This window comes from Robertkochia aurantiaca (assembly GCF_020166495.1).
Lineage (GTDB): Bacteria > Bacteroidota > Bacteroidia > Flavobacteriales > Flavobacteriaceae > Robertkochia > Robertkochia aurantiaca.
The window spans coordinates 1-16702 of sequence record NZ_JAINZS010000006.1 but is presented as its reverse complement, the minus strand read 5'-3'; the positions used below and the strand labels follow the sequence as shown (position 1 = coordinate 16702).

Here is a 16702-nt window from a genome sequence, read left to right as displayed (position 1 = left end):
GATTCATACCACAACAGCGTCAGGAAGGTTTCCGGGTGGCTTCGATCAGGCTGACCGCATCGGTAACCCTAATCACCTGATCCAGTTGCAGACAGGACTTTTCAAGCAAGACCTCGTATTGCTTTCTGGTTCGTTCCTTCCCCCCGATAAGCAGCATGGTCAGGTCCAGCCATTTGTATGGGTGCGGAGAATTATCTTCCGGTATCACCGCCTCCACGATAAGAACTTTTCCGTCGGGTTTCATTGCCCGGCAGCAGTTACCGAGGATCTTCACAGCGTCCCGATCGTTCCAGTCATGAATAATATGCCTGAGTATATAGGCGTCTCCCCCTTCAGGAACCTGATGAAAAAAGTTTCCTCCAGTACATTCCACCCTTGCAGATACACCCCAGTTCTTCATGTTTTCAGCAGACCTTTTGATCACATGCGGAAGATCGTACAAAATCCCCTTTACTTCGGGATTCTTCTTTAAGACCTGGTAGAGCACTTCTCCGTTTCCACCTCCCACATCGACCACTGTTTCGAATTGTGAGAAATCATAATTGCTCACCATCGGAAGTGTCTCGCCGCCGTGAAATTCGGTCATCATACGGTCAAAAACCCTGGCCTGTTCCTGATGCTGATCGAAATATTCAAAGACAGGCATACCAAAAAAGGCCTCAAACCCGTTGGCTCCGTGCTTTGCACTGTAGATCAGTTTCTGATAGACCGGATAGAACACCTCTCCCATGCTCAGCACCATAGCCTTTACACTGTGCGGATGCCCGTAACGAAGGCATTCTGACTTCGGTGTCATAATGAAAACCTTCTTTTCTCTTTCCTTAAACACTCCAACGGTAGCCAGGGCCCTCATTATACGATATAAGGCATCGCTGTCGGCACCGGCCTTTTGGGCCAGGTCATCAACATGATTGGTATCGCTCTTCACCAGTAATTCGGCTATATCGAGTTTTGCAGCCACATACAAGGCCTGCGTAATGCTGTAACCGGTAATTAATCGGGTGAGCTCTTCGTGCGGGGCCAATTCCATTTTAGTTTCCATAATAATATTGTCAGGTCATTGTATTTCAGGAAGTTACGATAATTTTTGACTGCTTTAGCTTTTAAACATCTAAAAGGTCTGCCAATCATCGAAGATTAATGAATAAAAATAACTACTACAATTATAGTATATAACATATATTTATAGTATATTTGATTCACACAAGTCAAAAAACCATGAAATTAGCTGAGCTAACACGGGCACAGGAAGATATTCTAAAAATAATATGGGATCTCAGAGAAGGTGCCATCAGCGATGTCTTAAACGAGCTGCCTGAACCAAAACCGGCCTATACCACAGTAGCAACGGTTATCAAGGTTCTTGAAAAGAAAGGATATCTGACCCATAAAACCTACGGAAAGACCAATGTTTATTATCCTTTGGTCTCGAAAAAAGATTATGCAGGCAATATCATGCACTCAACACTCAAAGGACTTTTCAACGGCTCAGTCAATCAATTGGTCTCACATTTTATAAAAGATAAGGATCTGGATATACATGAACTCGAGGCCATGAAGAAGATGCTGGAAGAAGAGATTAACAATCAAAAGAAATAAGATGGAGCCTTTATATTATCTCATATGGACCTCAGTCAGCCTTTGCCTTTTCTATGCAGCCTATAAACTGATCTTTACTGATCAAACTCCACCGTGGGCGCACCGGGGCTATCTTTTAGTAACTTTAATCGCCTCTGTACTCTTACCATTTCAGCCATTTCGCTTTGGAACGATTCTGGAGAGTATGCCTGTTCCGACAGGAATAACTTCGCTTCCGGAGATGACACCTCTGGCCCGGGAATCAGTCAACACCTCTGCGTCCGGCACATTAAGTGCTGAAACGATCTTCCTAACCCTGTATGTGATCATATCTGCCTTTTTGATCGTACGTATCTTTTGGCGACTTAACAGCCTGTTTATCCTCCGTAAAAGATCTGAAATGCAAAGCCATGGTGAACTTACGCTTTTAGTTCATCCTGAAATAAAGGCTCCATTTTCGTTTTTTCATTATGTCTTCATCCCGGAAAAACTAAACGAAGGGACAGAACGGGATCAGATCATTGCTCATGAGCGCGTTCATGCCGTACAATATCACTCTGCAGACATACTGTTGACCGAAATTTTCATCGCTCTTTTCTGGTTTCACCCTCTTGCCTGGTTTATCAAGGGAAAGATCACCCTGATACATGAATATCTGGCAGACCAGGGCGTATTAAAAACGGGCGCAAATAAAGCTGCTTACCAGGCACTTCTTATTAATCAAATCGCGGAAGGCAGGCTTATTGGCCTTTCTTCCAACTTCAATCATTCATTAATCAAAAAACGTATCATTATGATGAGTAATTCAAATGTAAATGCCAAGTCCGGTATTAAAATACTGGCATTGATCCCTGTAGTGCTAACGCTATTAATAGCCATTGCCTGCAACACCACTGATAACGATCAGAAGGTGACAGATTTCAAAGGTCTGGAAACCAAGAACGCCACTTTCGTGGTAAACGGGAAAACCGTTTCTAAAGATTATGTCGACAAAATGAACGATGAGGAAATCGCTACCGTGACTATCAGCGGCGGGGAAAAGGGTGATGTGGTAGCAATCGTTACCAAATCAGAGATAAAAACACCGGAAAAGTTCTCCTTTGAAAATGCGAGAAAACTTTATGTGGTAGATGGGGAAGTTCAGGACGATACTTTCGATATGTCTGCTATTGGCGAAGAGAATATAAGGTCAGTGAATATTATCGGAGTCGAAGATGAGATCAAAAAATATACCGATAAAGATTATGACCGGGTAGTGATCATTACAACAAGGTAACCCTGCTCCAGATGACATGGTTTTATCAGTCCGGCACTACTAAGCCGGACTGTTCTTATTTTATCTATGGCTGAGACCAGGAACACCCTCTCAGTCAGAAGTTCACATCCCAAACAACTACTTCAGCGAAAATAGGGACTATCCTGTTAGCCTCCTGTACTCCTTTCGTCTTCCCGGCTGGGGGAGATCCTGCCGTAAATCACTGCAAATCGGCATTTCTACCGTAGTTTTTAATATCTTCTATCGGAGCTATGATATTGTATCCTTCCCACAAAGTTGCATCGTACACCTCTGTTTCTATGGGTTCGAAATTCTCCTGTGTTTCAAAGGCACGGAAATCCGACTCGTTCATATCATTATTACCGGCTATATAGATTTCCGACGTGGAATAATTATCAAGCTCAAAGGTAAAGTCCATTTTAAAAACCTGTCTGTCATCTGATCGATTTGTTCTGTTCTTTATGAACTTAAGCGGACGGCTGATATAAGCATACTCTCCAGAGCTTCTTCTTCCGAACTTCAGGTAATACTTACCAGCTTCATTCTTGCGAAATTCAGAAATCACACGAATCCGGTCTTCCCGGTATTTGATACCCAGCAAAAATTTCAGGTTAACGTTCTGCATTTTCTCTCCTTCAAGCATCTCATATTCCAAACGCATCATTCCATAGTCGAACATATGGATATACATCTTTCCGGCGAAGGCGGCACTACTACGTTCAGGATCAAAGCGGATAATGTAGACCGGTTCCCCGCCTATATCGGCATAGCCTTCAAGCACGTAATTATAACGATTCATTTTCTGCAAAAAATCCAGTTCCTCGTTTTTAAAGAATTCATTGTGTTCTTTCAACCTCCATCTGAGATTGCCCTTTACATATTTGGTCTTTCCTTTAAGCGAGTCGATATCCTGATCAAAAATCTCATCTGTTTTTAACGAATCTTCAATTTTAATGATCCCGGTTTTCACCTTGTAGGTAGCTTCCTTCTCCAAATAAGGCCTGACGGTATTGACCAGTTTCTTGGTGATCTCCTCGGCTGAGATATCCCTGTCTCTGTCTTTGAGAATTACCGCTTTTTGCACCCTTAATTTTGAAGAATCCTCCCATTGAAGATGCTGGCCGTAATACTCTGTAAAGAACTTGAACCTGCTATCTTTAATGGATCTGGTGAGCTGTTCTATCCCGGCATTGATCTCCCTGAGATCCTTTCTTGAAGACTGGGAAGCCTTATCGATCTCAAAGACAAAATCAAGCAATTGCTGATCGTTTTGATCACGCATAAAAAACAGTTGTTCGTGGTTAGAAGTACTATGCAATTCGGGAGCAGTCGTGATCATCTTTTCGACGATCTCATCAGCATTCAGCTGCCTGTTGCTCACAACCACCTGATCGAGTTCTGTCACCTTTTCCTGAAGTACATATGTCTTCTCTGAAAATTCAGAAACCGGGATCTCCAGAGATTCGAAACCCAGAAATGAAATGGTCACTTTTCCACCGGGCTCTTTCGGGAGCACGAGGGTGAATTCTCCCTCTGAATTCGAAATTACCCCGTAGTCATCTTTCAACTGAATCGTCGCATAGGCTATGGGTTCGTTTTGTTCGTTTACAACCTTCCCCGAAATGGATTGGGCGGAAGCCGAAACAACGGCTAACAGAAATAGTAAAAGAGAGAGTACCGGCTTTTTTAACATTTGAATTTTGTTTGATTTATTAAAGATAGTCCTGATTTAGCAGAGTAGCGAAAATCGGAATACAATGCTCTCCGATCTCTGATCCGCTTGCTCACAGGAACAATCTCTATGCTTCAGGAATAAGACGAGCGAAGTAGAACCGTGTTACATCTGAATGTAAAGGTCTACTATTGGATTTGTGTAATACTACAGAGTTTCTTCCTGTGGATTGTTCCTGTTTTAACCTCTGTATGAAACGATGATTACCCCCTCCGTCTGCACCCCAGAGGGGGCAGACAGCTCCCCCTCGAAGGGGGAGCGGAAGGTAATTCTAATAATACCACAGACCGCTTGGCCCTCCTTAAAAGGGGAGCGTATCAAAGTTTACTTATTGACACCCGGAACTCCTTAGAGTAATGGAAAACAAAAAAGCCCTGCAAGCGAACTTGCGGGCTTTTATTTGTTTGCCACTTTCCGGCGCTGCCGGAAGGGTGCTGTGCTTATTGGTGGAGAAGATCGGATTCGAACCGACGACCTCTTGACTGCCAGTCAAGCGCTCTAGCCAACTGAGCTACATCCCCAAAACCTCATCGAATTCTGCTATTTCTTCACGCTTAAAACGAGTAGCGGAATACTGCATCTGAATTCGCGCTTCAAAATTATATTTTTTTCCCAAAGTTTCGCAAAGAATCCGCGATTTCTTCTGAAAACAATTAAAATTTCCGGATCGTGTTCTACGAAGTGTTCCAGCACACCCTCAAAAGTGGTGGTATTTTCTGTAGTTTTAACACCTTTAGACAGTTCCTGCAGAGCCTTATCGATATTCAGATCTTCTTCCCGATAATCCGGTGTCTTCACCAATAACAGGTCCAGCTCCATTCCCATCTTCTTCTTGATCTCCCTTAAAGGCTTTAAAAGCTGTGAATTTTTAACGATCCCTGATTTAAAGGCTACCAGTCCGTGTTTGTAAGCCCTGAACGTATTCCCTTCAGGTACAATGATGGCCGGAATGTCGGTTTGTTTAATGATACTCCCGGAAGTACTGCCTAAAAACACCTCTTCCCTGATATCGTTCGAACGGGGTTCGAGCACCAGCAAGTCAATTCCGAGCTCCTTGTCGATGGCCTTTACTCCTGAAACAACATCACCTTTGTAGGTGGCGATCTGAATATGCACTCCTTTATTGTCTACTTTTGAGATCAATTCTTCCAGGTGCTCAGCACTGCTCTTTTCGACTTTTTCCTGCAGGTTCGAAATGGCACCCGCCCTGGGTACAAGCGTAAAAGCCTGCATAAGGTACAGTTCACTGTTAAAATATTCGGCCAGATCTACGGCGTATTGTAAGGTATTAATGGCGTTATCAGAATTCCCTATTGGAACAAGAATATGCTTCATAAAGTCTTTTGCTATTTTTGTGCCTTAAAAGTATAAAAAATAGAACAGCTCAGAGTAAAAATCCGTCAAGCTTTCGGGGAAGACATCCCAAAAATCCTTGAGCTCACCCGTGCCTGTGCACAGGAGATGCAATCACGGGGTATTTTTCAATGGAACGAATACTACCCTTCAGAAGAAGCTTTCAGAGAAGACATCAAAAGAGAAGAGCTATATCTGCTCACAACAGATAAGCGAGTTATTGGTTGCATCGTTATCTCCACCCTGATGGATGATATTTACAAGACCATTCCCTGGAAGGTACCCACCGGACTCAATTTTTATATTCACCGGCTGGCTGTTCATCCCGACTTTCAGTCACAGGGATACGCACAGCAAATGATGTCCTATGCAGAGAAAACAGCTAGGGAAGGTGGCGCCCTTTCCGTACGCCTGGACACCTTTAGCCTGAACAGCAGAAATCAACGGTTTTATGAAGCCCGTGGCTATCAGAGAAACGGTGAGGTCTATTTCCCCAAACAAAGCGACGCTCCTTTTTATTGTTATGAACTCGATCTCAGATGAACAGAAAAAGTGAAGAATCTGAAATAAACTATCCAAAGGTCACCTTTAAAGAGATCAACCAGCTTGCTATTCCGGCCATCGTAGCCGGGATCGCAGAACCATTGATATCTCTGACCGACATTGCCATTATCGGGAACGTCGAAACCAATCCGGTCGAGGCGCTTGCCGCCGCAGGTATAGTAGGATCGTTCCTCTCAGCCATCATCTGGATCGTAGCCCAGACCAAGACGGCCATCTCGGCCATCGTTTCCCAACACCTGGGGGCGCAACGTATTCATGCCGTTAAAACCCTGGTTCCACAGGCCATCGCTTTTAACTTCCTTTTCAGCCTGGTGATCTACGGAACCACAGCCCTGGCAGCACGGGAGATTTTCAGCCTCTACAACGCTGAAGGACTTATACTGGAATACACAGAAGACTATTACCGCATCAGGGCGCTGGGGTACCCGCTTACCCTGGTCACCTTCGCGATTTTCGGCGTTTTCCGCGGACTGCAAAATACCTTGTGGGCCATGAAGTGCAGCCTTACCGGCGCCATTGTCAATATCATACTGGACTACCTGCTGGTATACGGGGTTGATGGTTATATTCCCGCCATGCATCTGAAAGGTGCAGGTATCGCCAGTGTGATCGCCCAGTTCACCATGCTGATCATGGCCTTCTATTTTTTCTTTACCCGCACCCCTTTCGGGCTAACCATACGCAAACAGATCAATCCGCGAATGAAAGACCTGCTGTTGATGAGCTTTAATCTCTTCATCAGAACCGCTGCCCTTAACTTCGCCATCTACCTGGCCAATGCCTATGCCACTGACTACGGAAAGAATTATATCGCCGCACAAAGTATCCTGATGAATATCTGGCTCTTCTTTTCCTTTTTCATCGATGGCTATGCCAATGCAGGAAATGCCATCTCCGGTCGGTTGCTCGGAGCCAAAGATTACCGAAGATTATGGCTGCTCAGTGTTGATATCAGCAAATACGCCATGACCATAGCGGTGATCCTGATCGCGGTATGCGGCATATTCTACGATGAAATAGGTATGATCTTCAACAAGGAAGCCACTGTTCTGGCACTTTTCAGTTCGGTCTTCTGGATGGTGCTGCTCATGCAGCCTGTCAATGCTGTAGCCTTTATGTTCGACGGTATCTTTAAGGGTCTGGGAGAGGCAAAATACCTGAGAAACGTTTTGCTCATCGCTACTTTTCTCGGTTTTACTCCCACCCTGTTGCTCTTTGACCATCTGGGTCTCCGGCTTCATGCCATCTGGATCGCCTTTTTCGTGTGGATGCTGATCCGCTCAGGAGCCCTGGTGCTTAAATTCAGAAAGAAATACCTGAAGGTCGACAACCTTTAATTCCTTATTTTTGATGTAAAAATCAAAAATGACCACCGACCGTAGCCAAGGAAGCCTGTATACTCACATAGAAAACGGAGTTGCCCATATCGAGTTCGGGCACCCCTCCAGTAATGCATTTCCCACCGTACTGCTCGAACGCCTGTCGGCCGCTTTTGATAAGTTATCGGCAGACGAAAATGCCAACGTCATCGTACTCAAAAGTGAAGGCGAAAAGGCTTTTTGTGCCGGGGCATCATTCGATGAGTTACTGGCCATCAACAACCTGGAAGAAGGAAAAGCGTTTTTCAGCGGTTTTGCCGGGGTGATCAATGCCATGCGCCGCTGCAAAAAACCCATTATTGGCCGGATTCAGGGTAAAACAGTAGGGGGAGGTGTTGGACTCATAGCTGCCTGTGATTATGTGATGGCTACCGAAGCAGCCTCAATTAAATTATCTGAGATCTCAATAGGTATCGGTCCCTTCGTGATCGCTCCTGCAATCGAACGAAAGACAGGAGTGGGAGCTCTCGCCGAACTGTCGCTGAATCCAACCGAATGGAAAACCGCCTGGTGGGCAAAAGAAAAAGGGCTCTATGCCAAGGTTTTTGACAGCCTGAAAGAGCTGGACCGGGAGGTAACCCACCTCTCGACTCAGCTTGCTTCCTATAATCCTCAAGCTCTCCTGGCAATGAAACAGGCCCTTTGGGAAGGGACCGACCACTGGGATGAACTCTTAAATGAGCGTGCTGCCATTTCGGGTGAACTCGTGTTATCAGATTTCACCAAAAAGGCGCTGGAAAAGTTTCGGAAAGCCTAAAGGGTCTTTAACCAACCGGTAATACTCAATCTCTTTTCAGCTCCCACGCTACGCACTTCATGCTCCAGTACCTGGCTTTCAAAGATCACTACGCGGCCGGGAGCCGGGTAGATCACTGTTTCCTGCTCTCCCTCGGGTGAGTCGGTATAAATAGCGAGGGCCCCTCCGTCTGCCTCCTGCCATTCCCTGTCGTTCAGGTAACACACCATCGAAAGCCTGCGCCGGTCGTCATTCTGAAATGTATCCAGATGACGCTTATAGAATGTACCTTCAGGGTATACTGCAAAATGGAATTCACGGTCTCTCAGGCCCAGGAAGCAATGCCTGTTCAGGTAAGCGGTCATCGCATCGACGCGATCAAAAAAACCACGTATGCCTTCATCATCTTCGTTCTCATCGATCCAGTGAATAAAATCACCCCGTATACTGCGTACAACCTGCTCATTAAACTGGTTACCCACAGCCGATTTTCTGAATTCCTCGGCCTCGTATTTCTCTTCCAGGTACCTGCGTAAACGCAATACAGTAGGGTAGTCAAAAAACTGATCTGTAACACAGTAATGTTTTTGCAACAAGTCTGTGATGATCTGCTCGAACAACAGTTCTTCCCCGAAGAATGTTTGTTCTCTTACAACTGTAGTCAACTTTGGTTCAAGTAAAAAGTGCGCTAATGTACGTCAAGTTTCAATTCGATTATCAAAAAAATGCGATGCTGCCATTTTCGCGTATCTTTGCATCCAAATCATCATTTCATGTCCAGGATTCGCATTACCAAACAGTTCAATTTCGAGACAGGTCACGCCCTTTACGGTTACGACGGAAAGTGTCGTAATGTACACGGACACAGCTATAAGCTGTCAGTCACGGTGATCGGCACCCCTATTTCAGATACCAGTCATGTAAAACTGGGCATGGTTATCGATTTCGGAGATCTGAAAAAGATCGTTAAAGAAGAGATCGTCGATGTGTTCGACCATGCCACCGTCTTCAACAAGAATACTCCCCATGTCGAACTGGCAAGAGAACTTGAAAGCCGCGGTCACAACATCATCCTGGTTGACTACCAGCCGACCAGTGAAGAGATGATACTCGATTTTGCCGAAAAGATCAAAAACAGATTGCCTGATAACATCAGCCTGCATTCTTTAAAACTACAGGAGACAGAGTCATCATTCGCAGAGTGGTACGCCTCCGACAACAGCTAACAAGCATTAATTTCTATCTTTACAGCCTAAACCGCCACTATGCAATTGCCTCCTGACAAAAAGGTATATTTTGCCTCAGACAATCACCTGGGAGCTCCTACCCCTGCAGACAGCGCCCCGCGTGAAGCCCGTTTCGTACGCTGGCTTGACGAAGTCAAACAGGATGCAGCTGCTATTTTTCTTTTGGGCGACCTTTTCGATTTCTGGTTCGAATACCGAACTGTGATCCCTAAGGGGTTCACCCGCACTCTGGGTAAACTGGCTGAGATCACCGACTCCGGAATCCCGGTATATTACTTTGTCGGGAATCATGATCTGTGGATGAATGGTTATTTTGAAGAAGAACTGGGTATACCCGTATATCACCAGCCCCGTGAATTCACATTCAACGACAGCCTGTTTTTTATCGGGCATGGCGACGGACTCGGACCCGGTGACAAGGGATATAAGCGCATGAAAAAAGTATTTACCAATCCCGTTGCCAAATGGTTCTTCAGATGGCTGCACCCCGATCTCGGTGTGAAGCTGGCCCAATATCTCTCGGTCAAGAATAAGATCATCTCCGGTGATGAAGACATCAAATTCCTGGGAGAAGAGAACGAGTGGCTGGTGCAATATGCCAAAAGAAAACTGGAGGAAAAACACCGCGATTATTTTGTTTTTGGCCATCGCCATCTGCCGCTGGAAATAGACCTGGGAGATGATGCTACTTATTACAATCTCGGCGACTGGATCACCTATTTCACCTATGGCGTATTTGACGGTGATACCTTCGAATTAAAGCGGTTTGAAGAGCCTGAAAATTAAAGGTTAATTCTGCGAATTGCCGTATCTTAAACAGAAATGGCGCAGACATGAAATTTCGTATCGATGACACCCAAACGAGACGTAAATTCAGGAAATACTCCCTCGAACCACAGATCGACTATATAACCGTCGATCATCAAAGACCACCCGTACGGGTGATCTCCATGGGTGAGAATGACGACCGTGCCGTAATATTCATTCATGGTGCTCCCGGATCATCTTCTGATTTCTACGGTTATTTAAGAAAAAAAGAACTTATCAGTAAAGGCAGATTAATCACCTACGACCGGCCCGGATATGGCTATTCAGGTTTGGGGAATCCTGTTGAAAACATTTCGCAACAGGCCCGTATACTGCATCAGCTGATCGATATATTACAACTGAAGTCGGTGATCCTGGCAGGGCATTCTTACGGAGGGCCTATAGCCGCTTACACCGCTTTGCTGAACAATGCGGTAAAGGGTATCGTTATGATCGCCCCGGCGATCGCTCCTCACAAAGAACGCTACTTTCTCTTGGGCAAGCTCACAGAGTGGTCGTTAACCCGAAACCTGGTGCCGCTGCCCTTCCAGGTAGCCGCCTTTGAAAAAAAACACCACAAAAAAGAGCTGCAGAAAGCCGCATCCCGATGGAATAATCTCAGTATCCCCGCAAAGGTCATTCATGGAAGAGGCGACCTGATCGTTCCTTTCGGAAATCTGAGATACGTCAAAGAAGCCTTCCCGGCAGACCTGGTGGAAGCCATTCCGGTGACCTGGGGAAACCATTTTCTTCCGTGGACACACCGCAAACTTATTTCCCGGCATATCGCCTCCATGCTATAAGCAACCCCCTCTTATTCTGTTTTCTCAATAAAGCTTACCGCAACCCCTCCCCCGGGCGCCATGCTGATGGTCATGGTATCCTGTCGCGTCACCTCCCGGTTGCTGATACTGTATGAGGTGGGATTCTCATTCCAATGCGCATCCTCACCGTCTGCATAGACAGTAGCTGTATAGGTCTTACCCGGATCCAGAAAATCGAGAGACAATTCCATATTTCGGGCTTCCTCATCGGTGATAGCTCCCAAAAACCAATTCCCTGTGTTTCGTTCCTTTCGCGCGATGGTCACATAATCTCCCGGTTCACCATTGATCACATCGGTCTGGCTCCAGTTCACCCCGACATCACGAATAAACTGAAAGGCAGGATGCCCCTCATAATTCTCAATCAGATCGGCTGCCATTTGAATGGGACTATAGATCACCACATAGAGGGCCAGTTGATGAGCCAGAGTGGTGTTGACCTGGTTTTCCGGTTTCCACTTTTCCATTTTGATATCAAATATTCCCGGGGTAAAGTCTATGGGGCCTCCCAGCATCCTGGTGAAAGCAACGATCGGTAAATGTTCAGGCGGGTTCCCTCCGTCAGAGGCCCAGGCATTGAACTCCTGCCCCCGTAACCCTTCCCTGGCGATCATATTCGGATAGGTTCTTCGCAATCCGGTAGCCTTAATGGGTTCATGAGCATTTACGGCCACCTGGTATTCGGCCGCCTTAATTACCGCGTTGTTATAATGATTAACCATCCACTGTCCGTGGTGATACTCACCTTTGGGAATGATCTTTCCGACATAGCCTGATTTGACCGAATGAATACCCAGTTTTTGCATAAGAGCGTAGGCGGTATCCATTTGTTTTTCATAGGTTCTTGGCGCAGCAGAGGTTTCGTGATGCATAATGATCTCCACGCCTTTTTCGTCGGCATAAGATACCACTTCCTGCAGGTCGTAGTCGGGATAGGGGGTAACGAAGTCAAAAACTCCCTCACGGTCTTCAAAGCCGATCCAGTGTTCCCAGCCGGTATTCCACCCTTCGATCAAAACGCCTCCAATATTATTGGCTGCTGAAAAATCGATAAAGGCCTTGGCATTTTCAGTGGTTGCTCCGTGTGTGCCTTTGGCATCTTCCATCGAAAGGGTTTCCCCTCCTTTCTGAGTATTGGCAAAATCCCAGGTTGATTTTCCCATGTGCATCTCCCACCAAATACCGGTATATTTCATAGGGGTGAACCAGGAAACATCGCCTATCTTATTCGGTTCATTAAGATTGACGATCAGCTTGGATTCTATCAGTTCAGGAGCCTCATCGGCTATCTGAATGGTGCGCCACGGGGTGTGGAACGGCAGGCTTCTTTTAACCTTATATCCGCTAATATCGCTGCCCACCAGTTCGCTTACAAAACCGGGGCGGTTTTCATTAACCTTCAACGTCATCCCGGCATAATCGATCAATGCAGCTTCATGAAGACTCAGATAATATCGCTGTTTTCCCTCCGCTCTTAAAGTTATTGGGGTGTTTACCGCATTCTCAGGAATATAGGTGGAGGCCAGGTTCGGGTGATCTCTTTTGCTGATGGCGTCGATCTCACTCACCCTGCTGGTGTTGTAGAGGTGCTCATAGATATCCCAGTCTCCGGGTATCCACCAAGCAGTGTGATCGCCGGTAAGCATGAATTCGGTATATTCGTCGGTAATGATCACTTCCTCTTTTCCCTCATGCTCCGGAATTTCATACCTGAATCCCAAGCCGTCGTCGTACATTCTGAAAACCAGATGAAGGCTGCGCTCCTCATCATTTTCTTCTTTCAGGCTGACACGCATCTCATTGTAGTGATTGCGCACTTCCTGCTGTTCTCCCCATGGCATTTCCCAGGTTTCATCTGTACCTGTTGCCTGAACATTTGTGATTGTCAGGCCTGACCTGAGGGCCGGCCATTCTTTAAATTCAAATCCCAGCGAGGAGGTATCGATCACCCGGGTTCCGTTATGTTCCACAAAATAATGGGGGGTACCTTCCGTATCGAGAAAAAAATGAAGCAGGTTGTTACCCGATGGTGAATTCACCGTTGCTTCCTGTACCGATTCATTGCAGGCGCTCAACCCAAGAAGGGTCAGCATGAAGAATTTAATAAAAGGTTTCATAAAACGTTTATTTGGTTCTGACATCTTTTAATTTAAGCTGCAGGTTAACGCTACCGTTCCATTCGTTTTCATCGATAGTAAACACGGCTGAGAACGGTCTGCGACCGGCCACCTGTTCCAGGCGATCACCCAGACCGAATCCGATCGCTCCAAAAGACGCAGATCCATATTGCGACACCTGTGCCTTCAGGTGATCCCCTTCTTTTCCAACCTGCTTTGCGTAGCCGCTGTCGGTTAGATCATGAGCCATAAATACCGGCATGGCATTCCCGGGCCCGAATGGAGCGAACTGTTTTAAGATACGATAAAATTTCGGCGTTATTGCCGCCAGGGGAAGTTCACAGTCAATGGTGAGTTCCGGGGTAAGAAGGCGCTTGTCGATGGTCGAGGAAACCACTTGCTCGAAACGGTCTTTAAAAGCCTGGTACTGCTCTTCCAGCAAGGTCAGCCCGGCAGCGTACTTATGGCCGCCAAACTGTTCGATACACTCCTGGCATGCTTCAAGGGCGTCATATACATCAAACCCTTTTACCGAGCGTGCCGAGGCAGCCAGCTTATTACCGCTTTTGGTAAATACAAGGGTCGGACGGTAATAGGTTTCGGTAAGACGTGAGGCCACAATACCTATCACCCCTTTATGCCACAATTCGTTATAGACAACGGTTGTGAACCGTTCTTCTTCCCGGTTTCCTTTGATCTGATCAAGGGCCTCAAGGGTGATCTGCTGATCAAGATCCCTGCGATCCTGATTAAAATTTTCGATCTCCCCGGCAAAGGCCACAGCCATATTTATATCGGTCTCGGTAAGCAGGTTTACGGCATGCTGCCCGTGCTTCATTCGCCCTGCCGCATTGATCCTTGGGGCTATGATAAAGACCAGGTCGGTGACCGTCATCTTTTTATTCACTTCGCCCATAAGTGCCTTTAACCCGGGTCGAGGGTTCTCATTGATGACCTGCAGCCCATAGTAGGTCAGCACGCGGTTCTCGCTCGTTATGGGAACGATGTCGGCAGCAATAGCCGTAGCTACCAGGTCGAGATAAGGCAATAGTTCATCAAGGCCTTTTCCCTGCCTGTAATGCAGTGCCTGGATCAGTTTGAAACCAACCCCGCAGCCACAAAGCTCATCATAGGGATAGTCACAATCGTCTCTTTTCGGATCGAGCACGGCAACAGCCTGAGGGATTTCCTTACCCGGACGATGGTGATCACAAATGATAAAATCAACACCTTTTTCCTTGGCATATTTCACCTTATCGATGGCTTTGATACCACAGTCGAGTGCTATGATCAGGCTGATGTCATTATCACAGGCGAAATCTATTCCCTGGTAAGAAACCCCATATCCCTCCTCGTAACGGTCAGGAATATAGGTGGCTACCTGTTCATATCTTCCCCGCAGGTAGCTGTAGACCAATGAGACGGCAGTGGTGCCGTCTACATCGTAATCGCCATAGATCAGGATGTTTTCTCCTGCCGATATCGCCTCTTCGATGCGGTCGACGGCCTTATCCATGTCTCTCATTAAAAACGGATCATGAATGGCATCAAGGGAAGGTCTGAAAAAAGCCCTTGCCTCTGAAAAAGTGGTTATATCCCTTTGAACGAGGAGCGATGCCGTAAGTTCGTCGACGCTCAGAGCCTCGCTCAGGGCTTTCACTTTCTCAGGCTCAGGTTTTGGCTTCAGGGTCCAGCGCATAAAAAGTGGGTTTAGGCTGCAGGGTGGTAAAAGACCCCTATCTCGACTTCAGCGAACCTGCGAAACATTTCCATCACCCCGCAATAGGTATCTACCGAAAGGTCTACCGCTCTTTTGAGTTTCTTTTCATGAAGATTATCGCCATAAAAATGGTATTCAACCTTCACCTTGTGATAATATTTCGGGTGTTCATCGGTAAGCTCTGCTTCTATATCAATGCGAAAATCGTCTACCTCCAGTTTCATCTTTTCGATCAGGTGGGCGATATCAAGTCCGGAGCATCCCGCCAGGGAAGAAAGCATCAGCGCCTTAGGCCTCAGCCCCTTTCCTTCACCACCGTCTTCGGGCCCTGCATCGATAAAAAATTCACCTGCAGGATTGGTGGTATGAAACCTCATCTTCTGTTGCCAGCTGGTCACTACTTTATTGGTCATCATTCTTCAGTTTTAAGATGCGAAAATAAAAATACGCATAAAATGAAGAACCTTTTGTCGTTAAATGCTCCTGTCTGGCCAGAATTAAAAAAATGCTATTTTGCATAAAAAAAATGATATGCCTTTAATAAACCCCCTTTCCCCCGAGCACGATGCAAAAACGAAAGAACTCGCTGAATTCTTCAGTGAGACCCTGGGATTTTGCCCGAATTCTGTTCTGACCATGCAAATAAGGCCGGAGATCGCAAGGTCGTTCATTCAGCTGAACAAGGCGGTTATGGCCAATCACGGGCGGGTGACCTCTGCCTTAAAACGCATGATCGCATGGGTGAGCAGCAATGCCACGGGCTGCCGCTACTGCCAGGCACATGCCATCAGGGCCGCCGAACGATACGGCGCCGAACAGGAAAAACTGGATCATATCTGGGAATACCAAACTCACGAAGCCTTTAGCGAAGCTGAAAGAGCTGCTCTTGATTTTTCACTGGCAGCCTCGCAGGTACCCAATGCCGTCGATGAAACTATAAAGGAACGACTTCACCAATATTGGGATGAAGGAGAGATCGTTGAAATGCTGGGGGTGATATCGCTTTTCGGATACCTGAACCGATGGAACGATTCCATGGGCACAACTCTTGAACAGGGTGCTATCGAAAGCGGAGAAAAATACCTGGAAAAAGGTGGCTGGGAAATCGGGAAGCATGAGTAGTTTATGCAGTTATGCAGTTATGCAGTTATGCAGTTATGCAGTTATGCAAGAATACGGACTTTGTCAATGAGGATGTCGAAGCAGGGATAAGGGATAAGGGATTAGAGGTGCCGTATTTCCAGGTTGTGTTCAGTTAAGTGTGTCATTCTTTATTTTTAGGGTAGGCCTAATCTTTCCTTGTGAGTCATTGATAATATACTAATGACCTTTGTCCAACTTACTGGTCTTGACCATTTCTTAGTGGTTC

The 16702-nt window shown here is 46.3% G+C and carries 16 protein-coding genes and 1 tRNA gene; 9 read left to right on the top strand and 8 right to left on the bottom strand.

The window, feature by feature from the left end:
* Window positions 1-19: 19 nt before the first annotated feature.
* On the bottom strand, window positions 20-1042 hold the full coding sequence (locus tag K7R10_RS11345) for a methyltransferase (RefSeq protein ID WP_224484834.1): 1023 nt from the start codon (window positions 1040-1042) through the stop codon (window positions 20-22).
* Window positions 1043-1218: 176 nt separating this feature from the next.
* Here K7R10_RS11345 and K7R10_RS11340 point away from each other — a divergent pair, with 176 nt between their 5' ends.
* Both K7R10_RS11340 and K7R10_RS11335 read left to right on the top strand, forming a co-directional pair.
* On the top strand, window positions 1219-1599 hold the full coding sequence (locus K7R10_RS11340) for a BlaI/MecI/CopY family transcriptional regulator (protein WP_224484833.1): 381 nt from the start codon (window positions 1219-1221) through the stop codon (window positions 1597-1599).
* Between the two features lies 1 nt (window position 1600).
* A complete protein-coding gene (locus K7R10_RS11335) occupies window positions 1601-2854 on the top strand; it encodes a M56 family metallopeptidase (RefSeq protein ID WP_224484832.1) in 1254 nt (417 codons plus the stop codon).
* Window positions 2855-3053: 199 nt separating this feature from the next.
* On the opposite strand, the gene K7R10_RS11330 is transcribed toward K7R10_RS11335, so the two are convergent.
* The 3 genes from K7R10_RS11330 to K7R10_RS11320 form a co-directional block, all read right to left on the bottom strand.
* Window positions 3054-4547, bottom strand: coding sequence for a carboxypeptidase-like regulatory domain-containing protein (locus K7R10_RS11330; protein ID WP_224484831.1), 1494 nt, complete (start codon window positions 4545-4547; stop codon window positions 3054-3056).
* Window positions 4548-5030: 483 nt separating this feature from the next.
* Window positions 5031-5107 (bottom strand) — tRNA-Ala (locus K7R10_RS11325).
* Between the two features lie 19 nt (window positions 5108-5126).
* Window positions 5127-5921 (bottom strand): universal stress protein, encoded by a 795-nt coding sequence (locus K7R10_RS11320; protein ID WP_224484830.1) that lies wholly within the window; start codon window positions 5919-5921, stop codon window positions 5127-5129.
* A gap of 126 nt (window positions 5922-6047) precedes the next feature.
* Here K7R10_RS11320 and K7R10_RS11315 point away from each other — a divergent pair, with 126 nt between their 5' ends.
* Genes K7R10_RS11315 through K7R10_RS11305 form a run of 3 tightly spaced genes read left to right on the top strand, consistent with a single transcriptional unit; the run spans window position 6048 to window position 8639 of the window.
* Complete coding sequence (locus tag K7R10_RS11315; RefSeq protein ID WP_224484829.1) at window positions 6048-6482, top strand: GNAT family N-acetyltransferase; 435 nt, start codon at window positions 6048-6050, stop codon at window positions 6480-6482.
* Window positions 6479-7840 (top strand): MATE family efflux transporter, encoded by a 1362-nt coding sequence (locus tag K7R10_RS11310; protein WP_224484828.1) that lies wholly within the window; start codon window positions 6479-6481, stop codon window positions 7838-7840. The genes K7R10_RS11315 and K7R10_RS11310 overlap by 4 nt, the downstream gene beginning before the upstream one ends.
* 28 nt (window positions 7841-7868) lie before the next feature.
* Window positions 7869-8639, top strand: a complete 771-nt coding sequence (locus tag K7R10_RS11305; RefSeq protein ID WP_224484827.1) for an enoyl-CoA hydratase/isomerase family protein — start codon at window positions 7869-7871, stop codon at window positions 8637-8639.
* Here K7R10_RS11305 and K7R10_RS11300 read toward each other — a convergent pair.
* On the bottom strand, window positions 8636-9283 hold the full coding sequence (locus K7R10_RS11300) for a 2OG-Fe(II) oxygenase (protein ID WP_224484826.1): 648 nt from the start codon (window positions 9281-9283) through the stop codon (window positions 8636-8638). The genes K7R10_RS11305 and K7R10_RS11300 overlap by 4 nt on opposite strands.
* 108 nt (window positions 9284-9391) lie before the next feature.
* Between K7R10_RS11300 and K7R10_RS11295 the strand changes: the two genes are divergently transcribed.
* Genes K7R10_RS11295 through K7R10_RS11285 form a run of 3 tightly spaced genes read left to right on the top strand, consistent with a single transcriptional unit; the run spans window position 9392 to window position 11475 of the window.
* On the top strand, window positions 9392-9844 hold the full coding sequence (locus K7R10_RS11295) for a 6-pyruvoyl trahydropterin synthase family protein (protein ID WP_224484825.1): 453 nt from the start codon (window positions 9392-9394) through the stop codon (window positions 9842-9844).
* A gap of 39 nt (window positions 9845-9883) precedes the next feature.
* On the top strand, window positions 9884-10651 hold the full coding sequence (locus tag K7R10_RS11290; protein WP_224484824.1) for a UDP-2,3-diacylglucosamine diphosphatase: 768 nt from the start codon (window positions 9884-9886) through the stop codon (window positions 10649-10651).
* A gap of 47 nt (window positions 10652-10698) precedes the next feature.
* Window positions 10699-11475 carry an alpha/beta fold hydrolase gene (locus K7R10_RS11285; protein WP_224484823.1) on the top strand — a complete coding sequence of 259 codons (777 nt, stop codon included), beginning with the start codon at window positions 10699-10701 and terminating at the stop codon, window positions 11473-11475.
* 11 nt (window positions 11476-11486) lie between these two features.
* On the opposite strand, the gene K7R10_RS11280 is transcribed toward K7R10_RS11285, so the two are convergent.
* The 3 genes from K7R10_RS11280 to K7R10_RS11270 are packed head-to-tail and all read right to left on the bottom strand — an operon-like array spanning window position 11487 to window position 15746.
* Window positions 11487-13613, bottom strand: a complete 2127-nt coding sequence (locus K7R10_RS11280) for a glycoside hydrolase family 97 protein (RefSeq protein ID WP_224484822.1) — start codon at window positions 13611-13613, stop codon at window positions 11487-11489.
* 7 nt (window positions 13614-13620) lie between these two features.
* Window positions 13621-15312 carry a single-stranded-DNA-specific exonuclease RecJ gene (gene recJ / locus K7R10_RS11275; protein WP_224484821.1) on the bottom strand — a complete coding sequence of 564 codons (1692 nt, stop codon included), beginning with the start codon at window positions 15310-15312 and terminating at the stop codon, window positions 13621-13623.
* A gap of 11 nt (window positions 15313-15323) precedes the next feature.
* Window positions 15324-15746, bottom strand: coding sequence for an OsmC family protein (locus tag K7R10_RS11270; RefSeq protein WP_224485273.1), 423 nt, complete (start codon window positions 15744-15746; stop codon window positions 15324-15326).
* A gap of 118 nt (window positions 15747-15864) precedes the next feature.
* Between K7R10_RS11270 and K7R10_RS11265 the strand changes: the two genes are divergently transcribed.
* Window positions 15865-16455 (top strand): carboxymuconolactone decarboxylase family protein, encoded by a 591-nt coding sequence (locus K7R10_RS11265; RefSeq protein WP_224484820.1) that lies wholly within the window; start codon window positions 15865-15867, stop codon window positions 16453-16455.
* Window positions 16456-16702: the final 247 nt, after the last annotated feature.

Bases quoted from the DNA above. Each gene is read 5' to 3' on its own strand.
- K7R10_RS11340 (WP_224484833.1), top strand. From the start codon at position 1,219: ATGAAATTAGCTGAGCTAACACGGGCACAGGAAGATATTCTAAAAATA.
- K7R10_RS11285 (WP_224484823.1), top strand. From the start codon at position 10,699: ATGAAATTTCGTATCGATGACACCCAAACGAGACGTAAATTCAGGAAA.
- K7R10_RS11280 (WP_224484822.1), bottom strand. From the start codon at position 13,613: ATGAAACCTTTTATTAAATTCTTCATGCTGACCCTTCTTGGGTTGAGC.
- K7R10_RS11270 (WP_224485273.1), bottom strand. From the start codon at position 15,746: ATGACCAATAAAGTAGTGACCAGCTGGCAACAGAAGATGAGGTTTCAT.
- K7R10_RS11265 (WP_224484820.1), top strand. From the start codon at position 15,865: ATGCCTTTAATAAACCCCCTTTCCCCCGAGCACGATGCAAAAACGAAA.
- K7R10_RS11305 (WP_224484827.1), top strand. From the start codon at position 7,869: ATGACCACCGACCGTAGCCAAGGAAGCCTGTATACTCACATAGAAAAC.
- K7R10_RS11345 (WP_224484834.1), bottom strand. From the start codon at position 1,042: ATGGAAACTAAAATGGAATTGGCCCCGCACGAAGAGCTCACCCGATTA.
- K7R10_RS11310 (WP_224484828.1), top strand. From the start codon at position 6,479: ATGAACAGAAAAAGTGAAGAATCTGAAATAAACTATCCAAAGGTCACC.
- K7R10_RS11315 (WP_224484829.1), top strand. From the start codon at position 6,048: ATGCAATCACGGGGTATTTTTCAATGGAACGAATACTACCCTTCAGAA.
- K7R10_RS11320 (WP_224484830.1), bottom strand. From the start codon at position 5,921: ATGAAGCATATTCTTGTTCCAATAGGGAATTCTGATAACGCCATTAAT.
- recJ (WP_224484821.1), bottom strand. From the start codon at position 15,312: ATGCGCTGGACCCTGAAGCCAAAACCTGAGCCTGAGAAAGTGAAAGCC.
- K7R10_RS11295 (WP_224484825.1), top strand. From the start codon at position 9,392: ATGTCCAGGATTCGCATTACCAAACAGTTCAATTTCGAGACAGGTCAC.
- K7R10_RS11330 (WP_224484831.1), bottom strand. From the start codon at position 4,547: ATGTTAAAAAAGCCGGTACTCTCTCTTTTACTATTTCTGTTAGCCGTT.
- K7R10_RS11290 (WP_224484824.1), top strand. From the start codon at position 9,884: ATGCAATTGCCTCCTGACAAAAAGGTATATTTTGCCTCAGACAATCAC.
- K7R10_RS11335 (WP_224484832.1), top strand. From the start codon at position 1,601: ATGGAGCCTTTATATTATCTCATATGGACCTCAGTCAGCCTTTGCCTT.